We start from the raw sequence: 25,917 nt of genomic DNA on the forward strand, positions 1-25,917 counted from the left end.
CTTTAAAACACGACACATTGAAACTGAAATCAATATTTTTCACATTTATTTTTTTAGCTAGCCTAACAGGAATTAACGCTCAAACGGTAATCACGGGTAAGGTAATAGATGCTGAATCTGGTGACCCAATTCCATTTGCCAATGTGGTCATAAAAGGTACAACAATCGGTTCTACCACCGACTTTGAGGGACTTTATAGAATAGAAGGAGATGCCAAATCTGATTCAATTTTCGTTTCCTACATAGGTTACGAAAAGAAGTACAAGGTGTATAAAAAAGGTATTACCCAGACCGTTAACTTCCAATTACAGCCTGAAGCCACCGCATTAGACGATTTTGTCGTTTATGCCAGAAAGCAAGAAAATCCGGCATTTGCCATTATGCGTTCCGTAATGGACAACAAAAAGAACAACGATAAAAGAGGCTTAGCTGCCTACGAATACGAGAGTTACAATAAGATTGAAATTGATGTAGATAACATCACCGATAAATTAAGGGAGAAAAAGTACATGCAGAAGATCACTGCAGTGCTCGATTCTATTGAGACCATAGCTGGCGAGGACGGCAAGCCAATTTTGCCGCTGTTTATCTCAGAATCGCTATCAAAATTCTACTATCGAGACAATCCAAGACTTCAAAAAGAGGAAGTTCAAAAAACAAGGATAAAAGGAGTCGGAATCGAAGACGGTTCATTGATTTCACAAATCATTGGCTCGTCATTTCAAGAGTACAATTTTTACCAGAATAGAATGACAATTGTAGAGCGTGAATTTGCTTCACCTATCGGTGATGCATGGCGATTGCTGTACGATTATGAGTTGGAAGATAGCCTTTATGTTGGCGATGATTTTTGCTACCTCCTAGATTTTAAGCCTAAAAACGATCAGGAATTGGCCTTTATCGGTAAAGTCTGGATCACCAAAGACGAATTTGCAATTAAGCAGATAGACGCCACTATGCAGCCCACGGCTAATCTGAACTTTATTGAGAAAATTAAAATCCAGCAAGAACTCGAGAAAACCGAAAAAGGCCAATGGTTGCCAATAAAGTCTCGTATACTGATCGATGTACTTGAATTGACCAATAAGTCCGCTGGTTTCTTAGCCAAGTTTTATAGCTCCAATAAGAATCTCAAAGTAACTGAACCTAAGCCTACTCGATTTTTTGAAAGAACGATTGAACTAGCCGAAGATGCTCGAGAACAGGATGAAGCTTTTTGGGCTAGCCGTAGACATGACAAACTAAGCGATACGGAAGTAAATGTAATGGCCATGATCGACTCTTTGAATCAAGTGCCATTTGTAAAAACATGGACCGAAATATTTAAGACAATCGCCCGTGGATATGTGGAGGTAGGCAAATTGGACCTTGGTCCATGGCCTTTCTTGGTAGGAGCCAATGACGTAGAAGGTTTCCGATTGAGAATAGGGGGTAGAACAAATGAAAACTTCAGCCGCAAATGGCAATTTAACGGTTATGGAGCTTACGGTTTCTCAGACGAAAGATTCAAGTATGGTTTAGGTGCTGGGATTATATTGGATAGAGATAAATGGACCACGCTAAACCTCAGCTATCGAAATGATATCGATCAATTCGGTATTCAACCCGACCCTTTAACAAACCTTGGAGATGGTAGTGCCTTTTTAGCCCTAACACAACTAGGCAACCTCGTAAGACCATTTAGGTACCAGCAATACAGGTTTGTAGCATCCAGACAATTCTCAAGGTCTTTTTCTGCGGTTTTACAACTTAATAAACAAGATTATCGCCCAGAATTTGACTTCAGGTATCGAACAGACTTAACCAGAACTGATTCACCATTAGCAACAGATTTCTCCGCTACCGAAGCGATCATTAGATTGAAGTTTGCCAGGGACGAGACCTTTTTGATCAACGATAATAGCCGTTTTAGTTTGGGAACACTACGTTGGCCAATATTCTTATTCTCTTATACGCGTGGGTTCAAAGGAATAGGAGGAGACTTTGAATACAACAAAGTTAATTTTGGTGTATCCCAAAGAGTCAAGCTTGGTTTCTGGGGTGTATCGACCTATCAAGTAAGTGCAGGTAAAATCTTTGACGATGTGCCTTATCCGCTATTAACAGCTCACATTGGTAATGAGCAATTCGTCTACACAGATATAGCGTATAATACCATGAACTTCTTCGAGTTCGTAAGTCAGTCATATGCTTCCTTGAGCTATCAACACAAATTCGGTGGGTTCGTTTTCAACAGAATTCCTTTGATGAAGAAGCTCAAATGGAGATTGGTCGGTACAGGTAATTTACTATTTGGCGGCGTGAGCGATAGTACATTGGGTGTACAAGTCACTAGAGATGAAAGTGGAAATGAATTACCATTTTTCAATGTTTTAGAAAATGGAAGACCATTTGCCGAGGTAGGTCTCGGTGTTGAAAATATATTCAAGTTTTTCAGAGTAGACTTCGTTCGAAGACTAACTTATCTAGAGAACCCAGGCATAGATAGAACAAGTATTAAATTCAGCTTCAATCTTTCTTTATAATTCCTGCAATTAAGACCATTTCCAAGCTTTAAGTAGTAATTAATGTTGCATATTTGCAGGCATTAAATCATAGTTTTAATAAATCCTGTTGGTTTGTAGCAACAGGTACCCATTAAAATGAGCCAAGAGCAAATAAAAATCACCTTACCTGACGAAAGTATAAGAGAATATGCGTCAGGAGCCTCAGCGATGGATGTCGCTGTAAGTATTAGCGAAGGACTTGCAAGAAACGTACTAGCAGCCGAAGTAAATGGAGAAGTTTGGGACGCCAATCGCCCAATGTCTCAAGATTCTTCAGTAAAACTACTCACCTGGAACGATCAAGACGGTAAATCTACTTTTTGGCATTCATCAGCACACCTAATGGCCGAAGCACTTGAGGCGTTATACCCAGGTGTTAAGCTAGGAATAGGCCCAGCCATAGAAAATGGGTACTATTACGATGTAGATTTCGGGGAGCAAGAATTTGATTCGGCACACCTAGAAAAGATAGAGCAAAAGATGCTCGAACTGGCCCGTCAGAAAAATACATTTATCAGAAAAGACATTTCCAAAGCCGACGCTGTTAAATACTTCGAATCTAAAGGCGACGAATATAAACTTGAATTGATCGAAGGGCTTGATGATGGCAGCATTACCTTCTATGAGCAAGGAAATTTCACAGACTTATGTCGAGGGCCACATATTCCACACACAGGATTCATCAAGGCGATTAAGTGTTTGAGTGTAGCTGGTGCTTATTGGCGTGGCGATGAAAAGCGAAAACAACTAACTCGAATTTACGGTATTACTTTCCCTAAACAGAAGGAGCTTACGCAATACCTTCATATGTTGGAGGAGGCCAAAAAACGAGATCACAGAAAACTAGGTAAAGAATTAGACCTATTCACGTTCTCTGAAAAAGTTGGAATGGGGCTTCCTTTGTGGTTGCCAAAAGGCGCCAAGTTAAGGGAACGTCTAGAAAGCTTTATGCGAAAGGCGCAGGTACGTTCTGGCTATGAACCAGTCGTAACCCCGCATATTGGTCATAAAGATTTGTATGTAACCTCAGGGCACTACCAAAAATATGGTGCTGACTCGTTTCAGCCGATCAGTACACCACACGAAGGAGAGGAGTTCTTGTTAAAGCCAATGAACTGCCCACATCACTGTGAAATTTATAAGTCAAGACCGAGATCCTACAAGGATTTGCCAGTTCGCTACGCTGAGTTCGGTACAGTATATAGATACGAACAAAGTGGTGAACTACATGGCCTGACTCGTGTAAGAGGTTTTACTCAAGATGATGCACACATTTTTTGTATGCAAGATCAGGTGAAGGATGAATTCACTAAAGTGATTGATTTAGTGCTTTATGTATTTGAATCTCTTGGATTTGAAGATTATACAGCACAGATTTCTTTGCGTGATCCAGAAAACAAAGAAAAGTACATTGGTTCAGATGAAGCATGGGAAAAGGCCGAGCGCGCCATTATTGAAGCAGCAACGGAGAAAGGGTTAAATACAGTGACCGAACTAGGTGAAGCGGCTTTTTACGGTCCAAAGCTGGACTTTATGGTAAAAGATGCTTTGGGTAGAAAATGGCAACTAGGAACTATTCAGGTAGACTATACATTACCAGAACGTTTCGAATTAGAATATACTGGGTCAGATAACCAAAAGCATAGGCCAGTAATGATCCATAGAGCACCATTTGGTTCATTGGAACGTTTTGTGGCGGTTTTGATTGAGCACTGTGGAGGAGAGTTTCCACTATGGCTGACACCAGACCAGGTGGCAATACTGCCTATCTCTGAAAAATATGCGGATTATGCACAAGAGCTATACAAAGTCTTGGAATCTGAAGATATCACGGGTTTTGTAGATAATAGAGATGAAAAAATAGGCAGAAAGATTCGTGATGCTGAAGTGAAAAAGATACCGATCATGCTGATTGTTGGAGAGAAAGAAGCTGCGGATAGAGCGGTTTCAGTGAGAAGACATGGGCATGGTGATGCAGGTTCTTTCAGTATTGAAGAGTTTATTACTTATTTTAATAATGAAAAGGCCGACTCACTAAGTCAGCGTTAGATATTATATAAATATTACGAACATTGGTAATTAGAAAATAATGCCGATATTTGCAGTCATTTTGATAAAACAAGGAGGTAACAATCGCTAAAATGAGAAGACGCTACCCGCCAAGAGGTAGGGTGGAAGAGCCATATAAGGTCAATGGCCGAATTACTGCAGCCGAAGTTCGCGTTGTAGGAGAAAATGTAGAACAGGGTGTTTTCCCAATCAGTAAAGCGTTAGAAATGGCGCGAGGACAGGGACTAGACCTAGTAGAAATCTCGCCTAAGGCAGTACCTCCTGTTTGTAAGGTAATAGATTACTCAAAATTTAAGTACGAGCAGAAAAAGAAGCAGAAAGAAATTAAAGCTAAAGCTGCTAAAACAGTACTAAAAGAAATCAGGTTTGGTCCGAATACGGATGACCATGATTTTGATTTTAAATTAAAACACGCGATTAACTTCCTTAAGGAAGGTGCTAAGGTAAAAGCCTATGTACATTTTAAGGGAAGGACGATTGTATATAAAGAAAGAGGCGAAATTTTGCTTCTTAAATTTGCTCAAGCTTTAGAGGAATATGCTAAAGTGGAGCAGTTACCAAAATTAGAGGGTAAGAGGATGTTTCTCTTTTTATCACCTAAAACAGGAAAGAAATAATTATTAAACTAGTTATATATAATGCCTAAAGTAAAAACAAAGTCAGGAGCTAAAAAGCGTTTCAAATTGACAGGAACTGGCAAAATCAAAAGAAAGCATGCTTTCAAAAGCCATATCCTAACCAAAAAAGAGACGAAGCAAAAACGTAATTTGACGAACACCGGTTTGGTGCATAAGTCAGATGAGAATAACGTTAAGCACATGCTCAACATTTAATTAAAATTTAAAGGTTTATTGTTTCACCGGAGTTTTGGTTCTAAGTATTCATGAAAGTGAGTCGCCAAAAATCAAAAAATTAAAACTATGCCAAGATCAGTTAACACAGTAGCATCAAGAGCTAAAAGAAAAAGAATCCTCAAACAGGCCAAAGGGTACTGGGGGAGAAGAAAAAATGTATGGACGGTAGCAAAAAATGCCGTTGAAAAAGGTCTCGTTTATTCTTATAGAGACAGAAAAGCAAAGAAAAGAGAATTTAGAAAGCTTTGGATCCAGCGAATCAATGCTGGTGCAAGACTTCACGGTATGTCTTACTCTCAGTTTATGGGTAAATTAGGACAGTCTGGAGTTGAATTAAACAGAAAGGTGCTTGCAGATCTTGCAATGAATCACCCTGAAGCATTCAAAGCTGTTATCGATAAAGTAAACAAATAAGCATCATTGCTTATGAATTAGGCCCTGACTTACCCAAGTCAGGGCTTTTTTATTTTAGGTACAATTTGGTTGAATGCATAAAGTCAATTTTTAACTCACCATTAACCTTTCTAATAAGCATGCTTTCGAACCAAGATCGATCATTTGGGATTACTCCTTGGTTAAAATAATTCACATGAATCAGTTCATTGTCTTGGGCAATGGCTAATTCGCGCACTTCCCATTTCCTACCGATCGTCAAGGGCATCAACGCTACTAAGCTATCGACATTCCATTTTACATCATGTTCGAACATGTGAAAGTCTTCGCTGACTAGCTTTCTCATGGAAGTGCTATCTGCGTTGCCTAAGGCAGTAAAGAAGTCATCAATAACTGATTTGATGTCAGAATCAGCCCAAGGTTCTAGAGTTTCACTATTAGACGCTTTTTCACAAGAAAGCTGCAGAAGTATTAAGGAGAGGGCTAAGTATCGAAAGATTTTCATGGAGCAAGTCTTATCATCTAGATCGAAAATAGGTCTATATATTTTTTTAAAAAAGGTAAGCGGAAAGGTTGTGTTTGTAAACAGTGAATTTATATCTTTGCACCCTGAAAAAATGATGTAGTTCTGAAAGCGCGTCAAGCAAATTCAAGAACGGAACTTCGGTTGGCATTGTTTTACAATCTTGTTATCATTCTAACCAGATAATAAGATGAATTTTGGCGAGGTAGCTCAGTTGGTTAGAGCGCAGGATTCATAACCCTGAGGTCACGGGTTCAACTCCCGTCTTCGCTACAACAAAGCCCAGTTCTTTTAATGGATTGGGCTTTTTTATTGCCATTCGTTGATTAAGATGGATATCTAATATTACAAAATAACGAAATGTGCGGTCTAAAAAGATGTGGTTTGTTATCTAGCAAATAAGTTCTAACTTATTCGCATTAACTTTTTTAGCTATGGGGAAGAATAAATTTATCACTGAATTTGAAATCAATGCATCACAAAAGATTTTGTTCCCATATTTGAGCACCGCGAGTGGGCTGGCACAATGGTTTGCAGATGATGTAAATATCAACGAAGACAAGGTTTATAGCTTTCTGTGGGATGGAGATCAACACTTGGCGAAGAAAGTAGCTCAAAAAGCCAATGTGAGTGTCAAATTTGAGTTTCTACCGGAAACAGAAGAGGACGAAGATGATCCCAACTATATCGAACTCAAACTCAATGTAAACGAGTTGACACAATCCGTTTTTATTCAAATTACAGACTATTCAGATCTCGATGATGAGGAAGAACAAGAAGATCTTTGGGAGAATATTGTCTACAGTCTCAAGCAACTGATAGGGGGCTAACACTTACTTTTAATTTATTATTGTGAATACGGCTTAAAGGCATGATCTTTGAGCGTTCGAAGAGCGTATTTATCTGAATGAAGAAGATTGATAGACTGGTATTTGGGTCCTTTATTGGGCCATTCTTGTTGACGCTAGTCGTAGTGGATTTTATTCTACTATTGGTCACGCTACTCAAATACTTCGATCAAATCATGGGTAAAGGACTGAGTGCTGCCACGTTTGCCGAGCTCATCACTTACTTCTCAATCTCAAGTTCACCCGATGCATTCCCTTTAGCCGTTCTACTAAGCTCCATTATGACTTATGGTAATTTAGGGGAGCACTCAGAATTAACGGCAGTCAAAAGTTCTGGGATATCTTTGGTTAGGACGCTTTTGCCGATTTTCCTTTTTGTCATTCTGCTAACCGGATTTACCTACTATTCAAATACCCAATTGGTACCGAAGACCAATCTGAAGACTTACAGTTTGCTTTGGGATATGCGTACTAAAAAACCTGCATTAGACATCAAAGAAGGTGTTTTTTATACAGGTATTCCAGGTTATAGCATTAAGGTAAATGAAAAAATTGGAGATGAGCAGTTAAAAGATATCATTATCTACGACCACTCTAAATCGAATGTTCAAGGGAATACAGAAGTCATTTTAGCCGATTCGGGGAGGATGTATTCTTTCATGAATCAGAGGTATTTGACATTGGAATTGTATGATGGCACACGATACCAAGAAAACGTTAAAGAGAATTTTGAAGATAAAGCGGCCGGAGGGCAGTTTGTTAGAGATGACTTTACCTTCAGTAAAATGTCTTTTGATCTATCATCTTTTGAAATGGGAGATACGGATGAGAACCTTTTTAGAAGGAGTAGGCTCGTTCAAACCCGAGATCAACTAAAACTGGGAATCGACTCCATGCAGCGAGATATTCATAATCGGGAAGAACAAATGTTCAGTTTTGTGGCTAATACATTCAATTATCATTTTGTGAATGCTTCGCCAGTCCCTGATCAAATAGCTATTCCAAAGGCCTATTATGACTCACTAAGGCAAGCCAGAATTGATGCTCGAATGGCAAAATACGATCAACCAGATTCTGGTCGGGTAGTGGAAAGTCCTGAAAAGGTCCAGTTGGCGGTAACTGAAAACAAGCAAGCGCTTAAAAATCGTCCAGGTAATATTAATGAAGCACAAGCCAAAACCAATAATCAAGTTGAGTCAAGAACCCAAGTCGTGAACAATCAGCGTAAAGTGACGCCAGCTTACAAACAAAGATCATTTGAGGAAAACATAGAGTTCTTCGAAAACTATTTTAACCCAAAGGATACCTTAGTCAGGAGAGACAACACTCGAATGAGTTCTGCCTTGAGTTTTGGTATTAATAAGTCGCGATCGGCACAGAATATTTTGAAATCAAGATTAACGGCCCTTGACAACATAAAGAGAGACCAGAGAAAATATGTCGTTACCAAAAACCAGCAAATTTCGAGGTCCATGGCATGTTTGATTATGTTCTTAATTGGCGCACCAATAGGAGCTATCATAAAGAAGGGAGGATTGGGGCTCCCAGTGATCGTTTCGGTCATATTCTTTTTGATTTACTATGTTTTCAATACCACGGGTGACAAGTGGGGTAAAGAAGGAGTGATGGACCCTGCAATTGCAGTATGGATTTCTAATGCCGTTTTACTACCATTTGGTCTGTTTTTCCTACGTCAGGCAAGAAATGATGCAAGCCTTTTTGAAGTAGATTTCTATTCAAGTCTGCTCAATAAATTGAAAAAACCTTTTTCAAAGAAGAAGGAATTAAAAACAGCCTAGTTTGCTAGTTTTCAGTAATATCTCTACCTTTGCGGCTGTTTAATTATTTATCACATTTATTTTAGCTAAGCATGTATTTATCAAGCGAGAAGAAACAAGAGCTGTTTGAGAATCATGGTCGGTCAAAAGCAAAGACAGATACAGGGTCTCCTGAATCTCAAATCTCACTTTTCACTTACCGTATTAATTATCTTACAGAGCACTTAAAAGCCAACAAAAAAGATCACTCAACAAGATTAGGTCTTTTGAAATTAGTAGGTAAGAGAAGAAGATTGTTAGATTACCTTTACAACAGGGATATCGAAAGATATAGAGCAATCATCGCAGAGTTGAATTTGAGAAAATAATAAAGAAGGGGGTTCTCGTGAATCCCCTTTTCCATTTCTAATTATACGCAGGTTGTAACGACTTCCTGCTTTCTTATTTTATAAAAACACTATATGTCAAAAGTTATAACAAAGTCCATCAAAATGCCCGATGGCGCGGAAATCACGATTGAAACGGGTAAACTGGCAAAACAAGCTGACGGATCAGTAGTCGTAAGAATGGGTGCTACCATGCTACTCGCTACAGTAGTTTCGTCAAAAGATGCCAAAGAAGACGTAGACTTTCTTCCACTTTCAGTAGACTATCAAGAGAAGTTTGCTGGAGCAGGTAAAATCCCAGGAGGATTCTTGAAAAGAGAAGGAAGACTATCTGACCACGAAGTATTAATCTGTCGATTGGTCGATAGAGCGCTGAGACCGCTCTTTCCTAGCGATTATCATGCTGATACGCAGGTAATGATCTCAATGATCTCACACGATGAGAATGTTATGCCAGATGCCCTGGCAGCCTTAGCAGCTTCAGCTGCACTTTCAGTTTCAGATATACCATTCAATGGCCCAATCTCTGAAGTGCGTGTTGTAAGGCACGAAGGTTCATTCAAAGTGAATCCAAGTAAAGCCATCACCGAAGAATCTGACCTAGAAATAATTGTTGCTGCCGATAAGGACAACATTATGATGGTAGAAGGTGAAATGAATGAAGTGTCTGAAGCAGATATGCTTGAGGCCATGAAAGTAGCCCACGACGCTATCAAAATACAATGTGCTGCGCAATTAGAACTGGCTGAAGAAGCTGGAACTACAGAAAAGCGGACTTATGAGCACGAAAAGAAAGATGACGCGCTTTTCGAAAAAATGAATTCAGAGCTTTATGATAAGCTCTATGCATCAGTATCGAAAGCAACTGCCGACAAATACGTAAGAAGCTCAGATGTAAGAGCCATCAAAGATGAATGGATGGAAGCTCTTCCAGAAGATCATGAATATGACGGGTTCTTAATGAATCAGTTCTTTAAGAAAATACACAAAAAGGCAGCGAGAGATTTCGTTCTAAATGATTCAAAACGTTTAGACGGAAGACAATTCAACGAAATCAGAAATATTGCTTGCGAAGTAGACTACTTACCATCAGCACATGGTTCGGCTTTGTTCACCAGAGGTGAAACACAGTCATTAACATCTTGTACGCTAGGTACAAAACTAGATGAGCAAATGATTGATGGAGCAACAATGAGTGGCTACAACAAATTCATATTGCACTACAACTTCCCAGGATTCTCTACCGGTGAAGTAAGGCCTAATAGAGGGCCAGGTAGAAGAGAGGTTGGACACGGTAACTTGGCGATGAGAGCTTTGAAAAAAGTGTTACCACCAGAAGATACAAATCCATATACTATGCGTATAGTATCTGATATACTTGAGTCTAACGGTTCATCATCAATGGCAACTGTTTGTGCTGGATCACTAGCGCTTATGGATACCGGAATCAATATCTCAGGCCCAGTTTCTGGTATTGCCATGGGAATGATTTCTGATGCTGAAACTGGTAAATACGCTATTCTTTCAGATATTCTTGGAGATGAAGATCACTTAGGTGATATGGACTTTAAGGTAACTGGTACAGCTAAAGGTATCACGGCTTGCCAAATGGATATCAAAGTAGATGGCTTATCATACGAAGTGCTAGAACAAGCATTGAACCAAGCGAAAGAAGGTAGACTTCACATACTTGGAGTTATGAATGAAGCCTTAGCAGCGCCAAGAGAAGATTACAAAGCCCACGTACCGAGAACTGAGCGTTTCAAAATTGACAAAGATCAAATTGGAGCGGTAATCGGACCAGGTGGAAAAGTAATCCAAGAGATTCAGAAAGAAACTGGTGCTACTGTAAACATCGAAGAAGTTGACGACAAAGGAGTTGTTACTGTATTTGCTGTTAATAAAGACGCCATGCTTGCAGCAGTCGGCAGAATTAAGACAATAGTTGCAGTTCCTGACGTTGGAGAGATATATGAAGGTAAAGTAAAGTCAATCATGCCATTTGGAGCATTTATTGAGTTTATGCCAGGAAAAGATGGATTACTTCATATTTCAGAGATTAAATGGGAACGCCTAGAGAAAATGGATGGCGTTTTAGAGGTAGGAGAAGAGATTAGTGTTAAACTAATCGGTATAGATAAGAAAACTGGTAAATTCAGACTTTCGAGAAAAGTATTGCTACCAAAGCCAGAAAATAAATCTGAACAGAAATAGAACATCAAACGTTGCAAAGAGTAGGAACTTTTTCTACTCTTATAATTGTTTTGAATAGTTCCGAACGGATAAAACCAAATTTTGAATGAGACAGCTTAAGATTAGTAAGCAAATTACCAACAGAGAATCACAGTCTCTCGATAAATATCTTCAGGAAATAGGGAAGGTGGATCTTTTGACCCCGGACGAAGAAGTAGATTTAGCGAAGAGAATCAGAGAAGGTGATCAACTTGCGTTGGAAAAATTAACTAAGGCTAACCTTCGTTTCGTTGTTTCTGTAGCAAAGCAGTATCAAAATCAAGGACTTTCATTAGGTGATTTAATTAATGAAGGAAACCTCGGTTTGATAAAAGCTGCACAGAGGTTTGACGAAACACGTGGTTTCAAATTTATATCATACGCAGTTTGGTGGATTAGACAGTCAATTCTTCAAGCATTGGCAGAGCAATCTCGTATTGTACGTCTTCCATTGAACAGAGTAGGTTCTTTGAATAAAATCTCAAAGACATTTTCTGAATTAGAGCAAAAATTCGAACGTGAGCCATCACCAGACGAATTAGCAGAAGTTCTTGAAGTAACAACAAAAGAAGTTGTTGATACAATGAAGATTTCTGGTCGTCACGTGTCTATGGATGCACCATTTGTTCAAGGTGAGGAGAACAGCTTACTCGACGTTTTAGAAAATGATCAAGAAGAGAAGCCTGATACAGGTCTAATGAACGATTCACTGAGAAGAGAGGTGCAAAGAGCACTATCTACTTTAACTCAGAGAGAAGCGGACGTGATCACACTCTATTTTGGATTGAATGGTGAACACTCTATGACCCTAGAGGAAATAGGTGAGAAGTTCAATTTAACAAGAGAGCGAGTAAGACAAATTAAGGAAAAGGCTATCAGGAGGTTGAGACATACTTCTAGAAGTAAAGCTTTAAAGCCTTATTTAGGTTAATTTTAATAATATTGGCAAAAATTAAGGCCTTCGAAAGAAGGCCTTTTTTATTATCAGTTTTTCGGGAACAATTGGTTGCTAAAAAGTTGTTAGTGCCTTAGTTTTGAACAAAGTACTATTTTGGAAATGACTACAGAAAACGTAAAAGTATTAATCATAGGGTCTGGCCCAGCAGGGTACACCGCAGCTATTTATGCTTCAAGAGCTGGTTTAGCACCAGTGCTTTACACTGGTGGACAGCCAGGCGGTCAGTTGACAACCACTAACGATGTTGAAAATTACCCAGGTTATCCAGATGGAATCAATGGACCACAAATGATGGTCGATTTTCAAAAACAGGCAGAGAGGTTCGGGACAGATTTAAGGTATGGATTAGCTACAAAAGTTGACTTTTCTGGATACCCTCATAAAGTTTGGATCGATGATAAGCATGAAATAACAGCCGAATCTGTGATTATTTCTACCGGAGCAAGTGCTAAATACTTAGGTCTTCCGTCAGAAGAGACCTTTGCTAATAAAGGAGTTTCAGCTTGTGCCGTTTGCGACGGGTTCTTTTACAAAGGTAAATCTGTAGCAGTGGTTGGTGCAGGAGATACGGCTGCCGAAGAAGCAACTTACTTAGCGAACTTATGTCCGAAAGTTTATATGATCGTGAGGAGAGACGAAATGAGAGCTTCTAAGATCATGCAAGAACGAGTAAAGAATACACCTAACATAGAAGTGCTTTGGAATACTGAAACTGAAGAAATTCTTGGAGAAGACGTAGTTGGTGTGACTGGAGCAAGACTGGTGAACAATAAAACAGGCGAAAAGAAGGAAATTGAAGTCAGTGGATTCTTCGTTGCCATAGGTCACAAACCAAACACAGATATTTTCAAAGGCTGGTTAGATATGGACGAAACTGGCTATTTAGAAGTAAAACCAGGTACATCTCACACAAATGTGGAAGGAGTATTTGCAACTGGTGACGCGGCAGATAAAGTTTACAGACAAGCAGTAACAGCCGCTGGAACAGGATGTATGGGCGCCCTAGATGCAGAAAGGTTTCTTGCAGCTAAAGAATTTGAAATGGCTTCAGAAGAGTCTTTAGCCTAAACAAAACATTGAAAGATTTAAGCCACGGCAGTAGTCGTGGCTTTTTTATACAAACAAGTCGACATGCTTAAACTTGATATTTTGGCTCTAGCGGCCCATCCTGATGATGTTGAACTGTCTTGTGCAGGTACTTTGGTAAAAGCGGTACGTGATGGAAAGAAGGCAGGTATTGTAGACTTTACTAAAGGAGAATTAGGTACTAGAGGTACGCCAGAGTTGCGTATGAAAGAAGCAGCGGCTTCTGCAGAAATACTTGGACTGTCGGCTAGAGAAAACTTGGGATTCAGAGATGGCTTCTTCGTAAACGATGAAGCACACCAGTTAGAAGTTGTTAAAATGATCAGGAAGTATAGACCCGATATTGTTTTAGCAAATGCAATAGACGATCGGCACCCAGACCATGGGAAAGCATCTCAATTATCACGTCAAGCGTGTTTTTTAGCAGGTTTAGTCAATGTTAAAACTACTCTGGACGGTGTGGAACAAGAACCATGGAGACCAAGAGCCGTCTATTATTACATCCAAAGCATTCCGCATGAGCCTGATTTTATTGTAGACGTTACAGCTACATGGGAAACCAGAATGAAATCCATTTTTGCCTTTAAATCACAGTTTCACGACCCTAACAGTGGAGAGCCTGAAACATACATTTCATCGCCACAGTTTATGAAAATGGTGGAGTCGAGAGGGATTCATTATGGACATGAGATAGGGGTAACCTATGGAGAAGGCTTTACAGTAGACCGTAAAATCGGAATCAACACTGTCTTTGATTTGATTTAAGGCGCTAATCGATCAATTACCCAGTCGTTAGCCTCCTTTTTAGTATAGATAAGCCGATCGTGTAAACGACTCTGTCTACCTTGCCAAAACTCAACACTCATGGGTTTGATCCTATAACCACCCCAGAAATCAGGTAAAGGGACCTTTCCCTCCTTGAATTTTCTTTTCATTTCAGCAAGCTTCATTTCCAAGATGCTTCTAGAGCTAATTACTTGGCTTTGCTCAGATACCCAAGCACCAAGCTGGCTACCATGTGGCCTACTGCTAAAATATTTCAATGACTCTTGAGTGCTTACTTTTTCAACAACGCCTTGGATGCATACTTGTCTTTCCATGGCGTACCAAGGGAAAAGCACGGAAACCTGATGGTTTGACTCAATTTGTTTCGCTTTTCTACTACCATAGTTAGTGTAGAAAACAATGCCGTCTGTGGCGAGCGCTTTCATAAGGACGGTGCGCTGAAACGGTAAGCCCGATTGATCGACCGTGGAGAGAACCATGGCGTTTGGTTCCAATAATTCGCCATTCTGCGCTTCTGAAAACCATTTTTCAAACTGAACCAATGGGTTTTTGTCTACCGAATCAATGTCCAATGAAGCCTTGGTATATTCTTTTCTTAAATCCGCAATCGATTGAGTCATGCTGCTTTCCTTATTGTCCTCAAATATAACACGGAAACACACGAAAGTTTTTCTAATTCGTTAGGCAAAGTAAAAATGCCTTTATAATTTCCTTGTAAACAAGTTTATGTTTGAATACGATAAAGATTTGCCAGATCCTGAACCAGGTGATTTCCTGATTTCAGAACCGTTCTTAAACGATCCAAATTTCGAAAGAACGGTGATACTCATTTGTGAACATAATGAGGAAGGAACCTTTGGTCTGGTCATGAATAAGTTGTCGGATTTGAAGTTGGACGATGTTTTGTCAGATGAGATTAATGCGCCAGCTTATTTAAATATTGGCGGACCTGTCGAACAAAATACGCTACATTTTATTCATAGACTGAACCAAGAGAAAGTGGAAGGAGCGGTAGAGCTCAACGATGGTCTGTTTTGGAGTGGCGATTTTGAACAGATAAAATTCCTTTTAAACTCAAACCTAATCGACGAAAACGACATTCAGTTTTATCTAGGTTATTCAGGTTGGGAAAAAGGGCAATTAAGAAAAGAGCTAGACAGGCAATCTTGGTTTATAAAGAAAAGAGCCACGGCAGAAGAGGTTTTAGATATGGAATCAGATATGCTGTGGAAGTCAATTTTAGAGGGAATGGGAGGTAAGTATCGGGTGTTTTCGAATTACCCGGTGGACCCTCGGTTGAATTAATACTTTTACTAAATTTGAATTTGTAACGGTGCGGTTAAAAGCCGATAGAATATAGAGATATGAGTGAAGAACAGAACAATAAGGACACAGAAAAGCAAGCTCAAACGGAGGTTCAGGAAACAGAAACAGCAAATGAAAGTGACGCTACGCCAGTAGCTCACGAAGAGGAGCCTGCTGTTGCTGCCGAAACGGAAGACATAATTGAAGAAGAAGCTGAGGTAGAAGAAGTTTCTACCGCCGAATCTAACATCTCTGTTGAAGAAGAAACACCAGTTGAAACTCAGGAAGCTGAACCACAAGCAGTAGAAGAAAGCCAATCAGAGACGGCAGAGGAAACCGCGATAGAAACAAAGGAACCATCACCAATTGCTAAAGCCGAACCTAAGGCTGAAGTAGAAGAAGAAAATACTGCAGCGACTGAATCTTCAAACGATGATACTGTGGAATCGGAGGAAACGCCAAAGGCAAGCGAAGAAACGGAGACCACGGAAGAGGAAAGTGAGCCTACTGAAGAAGATAATTTTGAACTTCCAGATTACACTACATTTTCGCGAGAGGAACTCGTCGAAGCTATTGAAGGGGCCACCCAACTCAATAATTTCAATCATATTGACCAAATTGTGTCTGGAACAGAGACACTATTTAAGGGCATGGAAGACGTAATCAGAAAGGAAGCTGAGGAGCGTTACATAGCCGACGGTGGTACAGCGGAAGATTTTGAATTTAGGCATGACTCCCTTTTTAATCGATTTGATGCTTCATTAAGACAGATTAGAGATCGAAAATCGGCTTACTACAAAGAAAGAGAGGCCAACAAGACTAGAAACCTTGAAAAGAAGCAAGAAATTCTAGAGCAATTAAGAGAGCTAGTCGATGGAGAAAACCCTACGACCAGCATAAAACCCATCAAAGAAATACAAGAAGTTTGGAAAGCTATTGGGCCAGTACCAAGCCAGCAGAGTAAAACACTTTGGGCTAATTACAACGCATTATTGGATAGGTTCTATCACAACCGTCATATTCTCTTTGAACTAAAAGACCTTGACCGGAAAAAGAACCACGCCGCTAAAATTGTCTTGTGCGAGAAAGCTGAGGCATTGGGAGCAATGGATAATGTAAAAGACGCGGTAATTCAGCTGAACGAACTCCATGAAGAGTACAAAAAAGTAGGTGCTGTTCCGAGAGAAGTTCAAGAAGCCCTTTGGCAGCGTTTTAAAGCAGCATCAGATGTCGTTTACAGAAAACGAAAAGAATTTCTAGAGCACCTGAAAGGAGATTTAAAGGAAAACCTTGTCAAGAAGCAAGAACTAATCTCGCAATTAGCGGAGTTTACGAGCTTTACATCAGACCGTATCAATGATTGGAATGCAAAGACTAAAGAAATCTTGAATGTTCAGAAGTCTTGGGAAGCAATCGGTGGTGTGCCGAGGGAAAAGGCCAAGGAGATGAATAGGGCATTCTGGTCGGCATTTAAAGGTTTCTTTGCTAAAAAGAACGAATTCTTCAAGCAGCTAGAATCTTTGAGAAAAGTTAATCTAGAAAAGAAAGAAGAACTGATCAATGAAGCGATAGCCTTACAGGATAGTACAGAATGGGATAAAACAGCCGAAAAGTTAAAGCAACTTCAAAGTAGATGGAAAGAAGTTGGTCCCGTTCCTGAGAAGCAGAGAAATGCGGTGTATGCAAGGTTTAAAGAAGCCTGTGATACCTTTTTCAATAATAAGCGCAAAGAACACAATCTTGCGGAAGCCAATTATGTAGAAAACCAAGAGAAAAAGGAGGCTGTTCTGAAAGAAATAGCTGAGAAAGCTGGAGGGGAAGGCGCAAGCGAGCAAGAGTTAATGACCCTTATTTCCACTTATAATGAGCTAGGATTCGTACCAAGAAATGCTATAAAAGCGATGGATGCGAAATTTAAAGAGGTAGTGAAGTCTTACATTGATGGTTTAAAATTAGACGAATCAGAGGCAGAAACCCTGTTGCTCAAAGCTGAGCTTTCAGGAGGCGGTCGAGGTGACGGAGCAGATAGAAGGCTACAGAAGAAAGAAGGAGCACTAAGACGTAAGATTAATGAACTTGAGGACAATATCTCATTATGGAACAATAACTTGGCCTTCTTTGCCAACTCAAAGACAGCAGATAAGCTGAAAGAAGAGTTTGATGTAAAAATTGAGACAGCGGAAAAAGAGATTCAAGTCCTTAAAAAGCAACTCAAAGTTCTAAGAAGTATTTGATCGTCAAGGTGTTTAAAAAAGTTTAAAAAAATTGGTCAAAACACCTTTGCAATTATAAATGACACTTCTATATTTGCACTCGCTTTGAACGAAAAGCACCTAAGAAGCCTCCTTAGCTCAGATGGTAGAGCAACTGACTTGTAATCAGTAGGTCATTGGTTCGATCCCGATAGGAGGCTCTTTAAAATCAGGCAGTTACGCAAGTAACTGCCTTTTTTTATGCCTCATTCTCCGATTCATTTACTGTTTATAACACTTCGCTACAAAGAATTGATCCGAAATTGATAATACAGCAAGTCCTATTTAAGTTGTATTACAAAATGAATCACATGCGACACCCATTTCTTACACTCACTGTTTTCTGTATTTCATTATCTACATCGCTTTTTGCGCAAAAGAATAATGATGCTATTGATATTCATGAATTCGAAAAAGTCTATGAACTAGAAAAGCTACTGAAGCCAATTGACATTAATGGCCAAATATTTCAGGTGCACGCTTGGGCTACTGACGGGGAACATATTTTTGTTTTAAATGATAAAGAAGTGCCTCCTGTGAAATCTTATAGGCTTTCTGATGGACAGTTTACCGGAGGATTTACTAGTAAAGGAGGTGGCCCTGGAGAATTTCAGATGTTTAACAGATCTGGTTTTGGCATACGTAAGGGACAATTAATAGTACAGGGGCGGAAATATGTTCGTCTTTTTGACATTCAAAAGAGCAATGATAAGGTTAGTCTAGAGGTATCTAAAGAATTCAGAGTGCCGTCTGAGGCTGGTATTATTAACAGTGGTTTTATGTTAGATGAAAATACACTGGCCGCTTCGATAATGTTTAGCCCCAAGGACTTTGTTACGTTCAATATCAGGGAGGGCAATAACAATTCAAATGAGGAAATGGGAGATTTTGGAGACTATCCAGATTTATATCCTGACTTTCCGACAACGGCCAAACATCATTTATATACTGGGTTATCTGATTATTCGGAAGATGGCCATTTTTTGATTAAAGCGTATGGAAATTTCCCGCTATTAAGGCTCTTTGATTTAGAAAATAATACGTTTAGCGATATCGAATTTAGGGGTAAGAACGAACAGATATCAAAAGTAATTCCAGATAAGAATGATAGAAGCGTAGGAAATGGGTTAGACTTATATCGTTATCAAGGACGGGTTAAAATAGGAGGAGATTATATAGTGACACAATACGAAGAGAATTTGTATAAAAAGGTAGCAATGACTTCCAGAGGGAACTTGGAAGCTATACCTCAAGCCGACCCGCTGTTACTAGTGTTTAACTTGGATGGTAAATTATTAGCGAAACTGTCTCTACCTGATTGGTTTCAAAAATTCACGCTCACCCCTGATGACAGGATGATCGTTTTCCATCCTGAAATTGAGAATAAGCTCTTTGTCGCTGACCTAAAGCAGTTTAAATAAGCTCTTTTTGATCTGAAGAAATGTTCTCACTCTAAACTCGTTTACCGAAAGAAATTAAGTCAGCAATCGTTTCCAATTTATTCCATTCTTAGAATAAGATTTGTCTTTATTCTCAGCTGATTTATTTATCTTTTGGGAATGATCGATTTTGGTAGAAGAGCGTTTTTGACTAAAGCCACACTACTCAGTGCCGCAGCGCTCTACCCATCATCATTATCTGCTTTTTTCGGAAGTGATTCTCGCAAATTTAAGATATGTCTCAACCCTGGGGCCATTGGTGTCAAATTGAGCCAAAAAGAACTTTTAGAAATGGCCGTAAAATATGGCTTTGAAGCGATTGTGCCATTTCCTGATCAACTAGCGCGGTATGACATTGGGCAAAAAAGTCAGCTAATCGATCAAATGGCAGGCAGCGAGATATCTTGGGGTACTGCCAATTTACCTGTGCAGTTTAGGGCATCAGAACAGCAATTTCGAAATGATCTAAAACAACTAGATAAGTCTGCGAAAACACTGGCTGAAGTTGGAGCTTCACGTATGTCTACATGGATAATGCCAACACATGATGAGCTTACTTACAGAAAGAATTTCGATCGGCATGCCCTGCGACTAAAAGAAGTTGCAAAAGTGCTTGATGACTCGGGAATAAAGTTGGGTTTAGAATATGTTGGCCCTAAGACTTTGATGGCTAGGGATAAGTACTCTTTTATAAGGTCCATGGCCGAACTTTCAGAGCTTATTGATGGAATCAACCAAGGAAATGTTGGCTATCAATTAGACGCTTTCCATTGGTATTGTGCGGGTGAAACAAAGGCCGATATCCTCAATTTGAACCCAGACCAAATCATAACAGTCGATTTAAATGACGCTAAAGCGGGGAGATCAGCAGATGAACAATTGGACTGGGAGAGAGAATTGCCTGCTACTAGCGGTGTAGTCTCCACAAAGGAATTCTTGAGTGCCTTAGTAGAAATAGGCTACGATGGACCTGTAAGAGCAGAACCTTTTAATGAAGAACTAAATAAATTACAAACAGACCAGGCATTAAAGAAAACGATTGGAGCAATCCGAAATGCCATTTCACAAATAGATTAACACTATGCAAATTATTGAATCATCCAAGACATACGACGTTGTCATAGTCGGCTCAGGAGCTGGTGGCGGTATGGCCACAAAAATTCTCTCAGAAGCTGGATTCGACGTTGCTGTATTGGAAGCTGGACCATTCTTTGATCCTAAACAGGATCAATATAGAAATCAACTCAGGTGGCCTTGGGAGTCGCCAAGACGAGGCGCAAGTTCTGACAGAAGATCTTTTGGAGATTTTGATGCTGCTTATGGCGGTTGGAACCTAGAAGGAGAACCTTACACTGAAGCCCCCGGAACTAGATTTGCATGGTTTAGATCTCGAATGTTAGGAGGGAGAACCAACCACTGGGGTAGAATATCACTTCGATTTGGGCCGCTTGATTTCAAACGCAAAAGCGTTGATGGATTAGGCGACAACTGGCCGATCGGATATGAAGACGTGAAACCTTACTATGATAAAGTAGATAAATTGATCGGTGTATTTGGAAGTAAAGAAAACATTAAGAATGAGCCCGACGGCTTTTTCTTACCACCTCCAAAACCGAGGCTCCATGAGCTGTATTATGTCAAAGGAGCTAGGAAAGCTGGTATTCCAGTAATTCCATCCCGTCTGTCTATCTTGACCAAAAGGATCAATAATGAAAGAGGAAGCTGCTTCTATTGTGGCCAATGTAATAGAGCATGTTCTGCTTACGCTGATTTCTCATCAGGGACATGTTTGATTTTCCCAGCACAGAAAAACGGTGGTAGAATTGAGCTTTTCACTGAAGCCATGGTGAGCGAAGTGACGACTGATAAAGAAGGAAAAGCCACTGGAGTTACTTACATTAATAAATTAGATAGGAAGTCGTATCACCTTAAAGCTAAGGTAGTTGTAATGGCAGCATCGGCATGTTCTACTGCGCGAATACTGCTAAACTCTAAAAGCTCAGTACATCAAGACGGACTAGGAAACAGTAGTGGAATGGTCGGTAGGTATCTACACGATTCTACTGGTGCGAGTAGATCGGTTTTCATTCCAGAATTGATGGATAGAAAGATTTACAACGAAGATGGTGTCGGTGGAATGCATGTTTATACGCCATGGTGGCTAAATGATGCTAAACTAGATTTCCCTCGTGGCTATCACATCGAAGTTTGGGGTGGAATGGGTATGCCGAGCTATGGTTTCGGTTTTAACCCAAATAACCTGAATAAGATTGTAGGCGGAAATATCGGTGGCTATGGTGATACCCTTAGAAAAGATATAAAAAGGTACTACGGAGCTGTAGTTGGCGTCTCTGGAAGGGGTGAAAGTGTCCCTCAGAAGGATAACTATTGTGAAATTGACAATGATGTGGTAGACCAATGGGGTATACCAGTACTTAAGTTCAATTACAAATGGACGGATAACGAGGTGAAGCAAGCCAAGCACATGCAAGATACCTTTGAAGAAGTGTTGACCGCGACGGGTGGTATTCTCCTCGGAGATAAGCCAGGAGCAGATCGAAATTATGGTCTTACGGCGCCAGGAGAAATTATTCACGAAGTAGGAACAACGAGAATGGGTAACGATCCTAGAACGTCTGTGACGAACAAATACAACCAGTTGCATGATTGTGAAAACGTGTTTGTGATGGATGCAGGACCATTTGTTTCGCAAGCAGATAAAAACCCAACTTGGACAATCCTCGCTTTAGCTTGGAGGGCATCCGATTACCTAGTAGATCAAGTCAAAAAACGTAAAATCTAATTGTCATGGATAGAAGAGATTCATTAAAAGGATTATTAGTAGGTTCTGTAGCTGGTGGACTTTTAGTTACTGGTTGTGCGCCTGATACCGAAAATACCGCTGAGGTAGCGGATAAACCTAGTTTACCGGGATATGGGCGTACAGTTCCAGAACAAAAGCATGACGAAGAAGTATTGGCAGAAACGTTTTTAAATGAACATGAATTAGAAACGATCGCTTCGCTTTGTGATATTATTCTTCCTCCAACAGCTGAAATCGGTGGGGCAAATGATGCTGAAGTGCCCGTTTTCATTGAATTTATTGTGAAGGATATGCCACGCCAGCAGTTGCCCATTAGGGGAGGTTTGGCATGGTTAGATAACCACTCTTTTAAATTGTATAACCTTGAGTTTAAAAAGCTTTCCGTGGATCAGCAAAAAGCTATTGCAGATACAATCGCCTACCCAGGAAAAACGGCTCCAGATTTAATGGCAGGAGAACGTTTCTTTACGCGAATGAGGAATTTAGTGCTCACTGGATATTACACATCGGAACTTGGAGTGAAGGATTTAGGCTATAAAGGTAATAGTCCAAATTATTGGGACGGCGTTCCGCAAGATGTACTTGACCAGCACGATGTTGATTATGAACCAGAGTGGCTGGCAAAATGTGTAGATCAGTCAAAACGAAACGACATAGCCACATGGGACGATGATGGCAATTTATTGACGTGATCAGAATTCATTTCTTCATGTTATTTGTACTTTCAGCTTGCTCTACAAACCTTGAGCAAGCTGGGAGTATAGCTAAAGCAGTGACAGTTCAGGAGTTTCAAAACTTGATTTCGGAAAAAAAGGACGTCCAAATCGTTGATGTAAGAACAAAACATGAATTCCAATCAGGCCATTTGGCCAAGGCGCTACTTATAGATTATTATAAACCCGATTTTAAAAACCTTTTAGATAAGCTTGATAAGGGTAAGCCTGTCGCTGTTTACTGCGCTGTGGGAGGTAGAAGTGCTTCAACGCTGAAATTGTTAAAGCAAATGGGTTTTAAAGAAGCCTACGATATGAAGGGTGGAATTCGTGATTGGCAGCGCAAAAAACTACCCATCGAACGATAGGAGAAAAGCCTAACAATGTCTTAATGGAATTCTCCAAAGTGCCACAAGATTCCAGATGGATCATGCAGGAAAATTTCATCACCCCAATCATTTTTTACGATTGAAGACAGCTTGACGCGCTGATACTTGTTGTGAAGATCAAGCTTGATTAATTCTGACTGATATCTTTCTACACTGTCAACTTCTAGAAATAGCATCGTATTATCTACCCAGTCCTTAACGTAGGCATCTTGTAAGTAAAAGCCATAACCTTCATGCACTTCGAAATACGACATGTTATGAGAGATAGGAATTTCCTTGAACCCCAGCTCCTTATAAAATGTACTCGACTCCTTAAAGTCCTTTGCACCAATAAATGGTCGTATTGATTTTGGCTTATGCTCCATTCTTAAAAGTTAAGCCTATTTTTTTGATAACAAGGCAACACCTTGAACAACTAAATTCAAAGAGGGGTCAAATGCATTTTTAATTGCCGCTGAAGGGTTTTATGGCAATCCATTGAACCTCTGAGAAAAATAACCGACCTTTATCAAACCTGACCACTCGCTTGTTTACTTAGATTTGGTATATGGATTTGGATTTATTAGAGGAGTTCCTCTTAATCGCTTTAGACGACGACAAAGGAAAATTTGTTATTGATTCGACACACCTACATTATGGTTTTGGTGGAGCGATTCTATTGGAACTAGCCTTACGAGAAAAGATTGCTGTAGAAGGGGATTATGTCAGGTTGATTGATAGTGCTTTGGAGAAAGAAGTAGCGCTTAATAAAGTGATCGAGTTACTTAAAACCAGCACAGAACCGATTAAAATTAAAAAGCTCATTACAAAGCTTGCCAAAATGGCCAATGAGCTTAAAGAAGATACGCTCAAACGCCTGATGAATAAGGGTATCTTGAAAAAGGAAGAGCACAAAATACTTTGGATAATTCCTTCCAATAAATACCCTACCAGCAACCTTAACCCTGAAAATAAGGTACGTGAACGTCTGAAAGGAGTGATGCTTTTAGGCGAGAAATCCGAAGCAAGAGATATAATGCTATTGAGTCTGATAGATATTTCTGATCTCACGCGAGAGGCGTTCAGAGATAAGGAAGATTATAAAGCGGTTAAAAAGAAGATCAAAGAAGTGACGCAGGATGTGAAAATATCCAATGCCATCAATAAAAGCATTCGAGAAGTACAAGCAGCAATTATGATCGCCATAACCACGACTATGATTGTAACTACAGTGACAACTACCACGAATTAATCTCCTGACTAGTGAGAAATAAAAAGGCCTCATACCATTAAGATGTAAGGCCTTTTATGTGGTTTTCTTGTTATTTTTAGTCCTCTTCGTAAATCACTAAAATGTCTATTTCTCTCATTTCCTTTTTCATCTTAATGCCCATTTTTTTGATGGCATCATGAAATGATTGAGGATTTTCAGGGTCATAAGAGAAATCAAAAACAAATAGTCCATCAATACCAGTTTCATTGACTACTGGTTTTCCCAAAGTACCTTGATCTTCCAAATATTTAGTAAAGTCATCCATCGATGATCTATTGGATATAAACCTATCTCCTCTAGAATTGAGATTTTTAACGTCAGTTCCAGCTTTTTCTAATGGAAAGGGGATAGAGTCAATTTTAGAAACAACAATTACTTCCATTTCCTTCTTCTTAGTTTTAGCCTTTATGTCTAATGTAGAAAGTAGTTTTTCTTGAAAGATTTCGTTTAACCTACCAGCGTCTTCGGGAGCAACCAGAATATCCAAATTATATCGGTTGTCGGTATTCTTCCAGTCCACTTTGGCCTCATCTATTTGTAATTCCAATCGAAAAGAACTCATATCAAAGGCCTGACGATACATACCTGTAATCGTGGTATTGTGCATAGAAATGCGTCGCCCGTCTTTATTGTATTTCGTGAACCCAGGGATGTTTGGGTTATAAGGCTGAATATCGAAGGTTTCTATGGCATCTGCTGGAAGGTTAAAGTAGTCAGCCGCATAATCAAAAGCTGTGTTATCAACCTTTAGGGGTAAGTCTATTTTCTCCTTGTTAATGACTTTTTTGATAACCTCCTTATTGATATTTGAAGGGTTGGTAATCGCTACTACAGTGCCGTCTACATCTATTAACACAGAATGAGGAAGCATCCTATATGGGAAATAATCACTCATTTTATGCTCTCTATCTCGGGCATACATAAAACTATATGGTCTCTTTGCCGCGAACCGCTCTAACCTTGCCTTATCCTCAGTACTGACGGCAAGGACTAGTAAATCATCTTTAAACTCCTTTTGTAGAGAATCTAAGTGAGGCATGTTCACAATACACGATCCACACCATGTCGCCCAGAAATCAATTAGAATCACTTTCTTTTTGGGAAAACCATTTGTAGTTTTTCCATTTTTGGGTCCAATCAAATCAACTTCGAGTTCTTCCAGATGGTCTATATTATCGCCAACCGTAAGTGCTTGGCCTCTGAGCAAACCTGAAACGAGAATAAGTGCGAGAATAATTATGGCTTTAAGTTTCATATCATTTTTTTTAACAAACCTAGCGTAC

At 39.7% G+C, this 25,917-nt stretch carries 24 protein-coding genes and 2 tRNA genes; 22 read left to right on the forward strand and 4 right to left on the reverse strand.

Features of this window, described 5'->3' with window-relative positions; genetic code table 11:
• The first annotated feature begins 17 nt into the window (after positions 1–17).
• The 5 genes from BFP71_RS13400 (at position 18) to rplT (ending at position 5,884) form a co-directional block, all read left to right on the forward strand.
• Entirely contained in the window at positions 18–2,525 is a 2,508-nt protein-coding gene (locus BFP71_RS13400) for a DUF5686 and carboxypeptidase-like regulatory domain-containing protein (protein ID WP_088125027.1), read from the forward strand.
• A gap of 117 nt (positions 2,526–2,642) precedes the next feature.
• Positions 2,643–4,595: a threonine--tRNA ligase gene (gene thrS, locus BFP71_RS13405; protein WP_069835968.1), complete on the forward strand. Its 1,953-nt coding sequence runs from the start codon at positions 2,643–2,645 to the stop codon at positions 4,593–4,595.
• Positions 4,596–4,687: 92 nt separating this feature from the next.
• The gene (gene infC / locus BFP71_RS13410; protein ID WP_069835969.1) at positions 4,688–5,233 is read left to right on the forward strand and encodes a translation initiation factor IF-3; all 546 of its coding nucleotides are present in this window, start codon (positions 4,688–4,690) and stop codon (positions 5,231–5,233) included.
• 21 nt (positions 5,234–5,254) lie between these two features.
• The gene (gene rpmI, locus BFP71_RS13415) at positions 5,255–5,449 is read left to right on the forward strand and encodes a 50S ribosomal protein L35 (protein WP_069835970.1); all 195 of its coding nucleotides are present in this window, start codon (positions 5,255–5,257) and stop codon (positions 5,447–5,449) included.
• Positions 5,450–5,536: 87 nt separating this feature from the next.
• Positions 5,537–5,884 (forward strand): 50S ribosomal protein L20, encoded by a 348-nt coding sequence (gene rplT, locus BFP71_RS13420; RefSeq protein WP_069835971.1) that lies wholly within the window; start codon positions 5,537–5,539, stop codon positions 5,882–5,884.
• Between the two features lie 49 nt (positions 5,885–5,933).
• Here rplT and BFP71_RS13425 read toward each other — a convergent pair whose 3' ends face one another.
• Positions 5,934–6,368 carry a hypothetical protein gene (locus BFP71_RS13425; protein WP_069835972.1) on the reverse strand — a complete coding sequence of 145 codons (435 nt, stop codon included), beginning with the start codon at positions 6,366–6,368 and terminating at the stop codon, positions 5,934–5,936.
• A 217-nt stretch (positions 6,369–6,585) separates the two neighbouring features.
• Here BFP71_RS13425 and BFP71_RS13430 point away from each other — a divergent pair.
• The 8 genes from BFP71_RS13430 (at position 6,586) to bshB1 (ending at position 14,439) form a co-directional block, all read left to right on the forward strand.
• Positions 6,586–6,659 (forward strand) — tRNA-Met (locus BFP71_RS13430).
• 161 nt (positions 6,660–6,820) lie between these two features.
• Positions 6,821–7,216, forward strand: a complete 396-nt coding sequence (locus BFP71_RS13435) for an START-like domain-containing protein (protein WP_069835973.1) — start codon at positions 6,821–6,823, stop codon at positions 7,214–7,216.
• 77 nt (positions 7,217–7,293) lie between these two features.
• A complete protein-coding gene (locus BFP71_RS13440; protein WP_069835974.1) occupies positions 7,294–9,033 on the forward strand; it encodes an LptF/LptG family permease in 1,740 nt (579 codons plus the stop codon).
• A 71-nt stretch (positions 9,034–9,104) separates the two neighbouring features.
• A complete protein-coding gene (gene rpsO, locus BFP71_RS13445; RefSeq protein WP_069835975.1) occupies positions 9,105–9,380 on the forward strand; it encodes a 30S ribosomal protein S15 in 276 nt (91 codons plus the stop codon).
• Between the two features lie 93 nt (positions 9,381–9,473).
• Positions 9,474–11,612 (forward strand): polyribonucleotide nucleotidyltransferase, encoded by a 2,139-nt coding sequence (locus BFP71_RS13450; RefSeq protein WP_069835976.1) that lies wholly within the window; start codon positions 9,474–9,476, stop codon positions 11,610–11,612.
• Positions 11,613–11,697: 85 nt separating this feature from the next.
• The gene (locus BFP71_RS13455) at positions 11,698–12,561 is read left to right on the forward strand and encodes a sigma-70 family RNA polymerase sigma factor (protein WP_069835977.1); all 864 of its coding nucleotides are present in this window, start codon (positions 11,698–11,700) and stop codon (positions 12,559–12,561) included.
• A 126-nt stretch (positions 12,562–12,687) separates the two neighbouring features.
• On the forward strand, positions 12,688–13,656 hold the full coding sequence (gene trxB / locus BFP71_RS13460) for a thioredoxin-disulfide reductase (protein WP_069835978.1): 969 nt from the start codon (positions 12,688–12,690) through the stop codon (positions 13,654–13,656).
• Between the two features lie 63 nt (positions 13,657–13,719).
• Entirely contained in the window at positions 13,720–14,439 is a 720-nt protein-coding gene (bshB1, locus tag BFP71_RS13465; protein WP_069835979.1) for a bacillithiol biosynthesis deacetylase BshB1, read from the forward strand.
• Here the strand turns inward: bshB1 and pdxH are convergent.
• Entirely contained in the window at positions 14,436–15,080 is a 645-nt protein-coding gene (gene pdxH, locus BFP71_RS13470; protein ID WP_069835980.1) for a pyridoxamine 5'-phosphate oxidase, read from the reverse strand. The genes bshB1 and pdxH overlap by 4 nt on opposite strands.
• Before the next feature lie 106 nt (positions 15,081–15,186).
• Between pdxH and BFP71_RS13475 the strand changes: the two genes are divergently transcribed.
• From BFP71_RS13475 to BFP71_RS13510, 8 genes are all read left to right on the forward strand, one after another.
• Positions 15,187–15,765, forward strand: a complete 579-nt coding sequence (locus tag BFP71_RS13475; RefSeq protein ID WP_069835981.1) for a YqgE/AlgH family protein — start codon at positions 15,187–15,189, stop codon at positions 15,763–15,765.
• A gap of 59 nt (positions 15,766–15,824) precedes the next feature.
• Positions 15,825–17,999: a DUF349 domain-containing protein gene (locus BFP71_RS13480; protein ID WP_088125028.1), complete on the forward strand. Its 2,175-nt coding sequence runs from the start codon at positions 15,825–15,827 to the stop codon at positions 17,997–17,999.
• A gap of 106 nt (positions 18,000–18,105) precedes the next feature.
• Positions 18,106–18,178 (forward strand) — tRNA-Thr (locus BFP71_RS13485).
• Positions 18,179–18,328: 150 nt separating this feature from the next.
• Entirely contained in the window at positions 18,329–19,438 is a 1,110-nt protein-coding gene (locus BFP71_RS13490) for a BF3164 family lipoprotein (protein ID WP_176723367.1), read from the forward strand.
• Between the two features lie 138 nt (positions 19,439–19,576).
• Positions 19,577–20,533: a sugar phosphate isomerase/epimerase family protein gene (locus tag BFP71_RS13495; protein WP_069835983.1), complete on the forward strand. Its 957-nt coding sequence runs from the start codon at positions 19,577–19,579 to the stop codon at positions 20,531–20,533.
• Positions 20,534–20,537: 4 nt separating this feature from the next.
• Positions 20,538–22,259, forward strand: a complete 1,722-nt coding sequence (locus BFP71_RS13500) for a GMC family oxidoreductase (protein WP_069835984.1) — start codon at positions 20,538–20,540, stop codon at positions 22,257–22,259.
• A gap of 5 nt (positions 22,260–22,264) precedes the next feature.
• On the forward strand, positions 22,265–22,972 hold the full coding sequence (locus BFP71_RS13505; protein ID WP_069835985.1) for a gluconate 2-dehydrogenase subunit 3 family protein: 708 nt from the start codon (positions 22,265–22,267) through the stop codon (positions 22,970–22,972).
• Positions 22,973–22,989: 17 nt separating this feature from the next.
• Entirely contained in the window at positions 22,990–23,361 is a 372-nt protein-coding gene (locus BFP71_RS13510; protein WP_069835986.1) for a rhodanese-like domain-containing protein, read from the forward strand.
• 20 nt (positions 23,362–23,381) lie between these two features.
• Here BFP71_RS13510 and BFP71_RS13515 read toward each other — a convergent pair whose 3' ends face one another.
• The gene (locus tag BFP71_RS13515; protein WP_069835987.1) at positions 23,382–23,747 is read right to left on the reverse strand and encodes a VOC family protein; all 366 of its coding nucleotides are present in this window, start codon (positions 23,745–23,747) and stop codon (positions 23,382–23,384) included.
• Between the two features lie 182 nt (positions 23,748–23,929).
• Between BFP71_RS13515 and BFP71_RS13520 the strand changes: the two genes are divergently transcribed.
• Entirely contained in the window at positions 23,930–24,613 is a 684-nt protein-coding gene (locus BFP71_RS13520) for a GOLPH3/VPS74 family protein (protein ID WP_069835988.1), read from the forward strand.
• Between the two features lie 76 nt (positions 24,614–24,689).
• On the opposite strand, the gene BFP71_RS13525 is transcribed toward BFP71_RS13520, so the two are convergent.
• A complete protein-coding gene (locus BFP71_RS13525; RefSeq protein WP_069835989.1) occupies positions 24,690–25,889 on the reverse strand; it encodes a redoxin domain-containing protein in 1,200 nt (399 codons plus the stop codon).
• Positions 25,890–25,917 lie beyond the last annotated feature (28 nt).

The organism is Roseivirga misakiensis (assembly GCF_001747105.1).
GTDB lineage: Bacteria > Bacteroidota > Bacteroidia > Cytophagales > Cyclobacteriaceae > Roseivirga > Roseivirga misakiensis.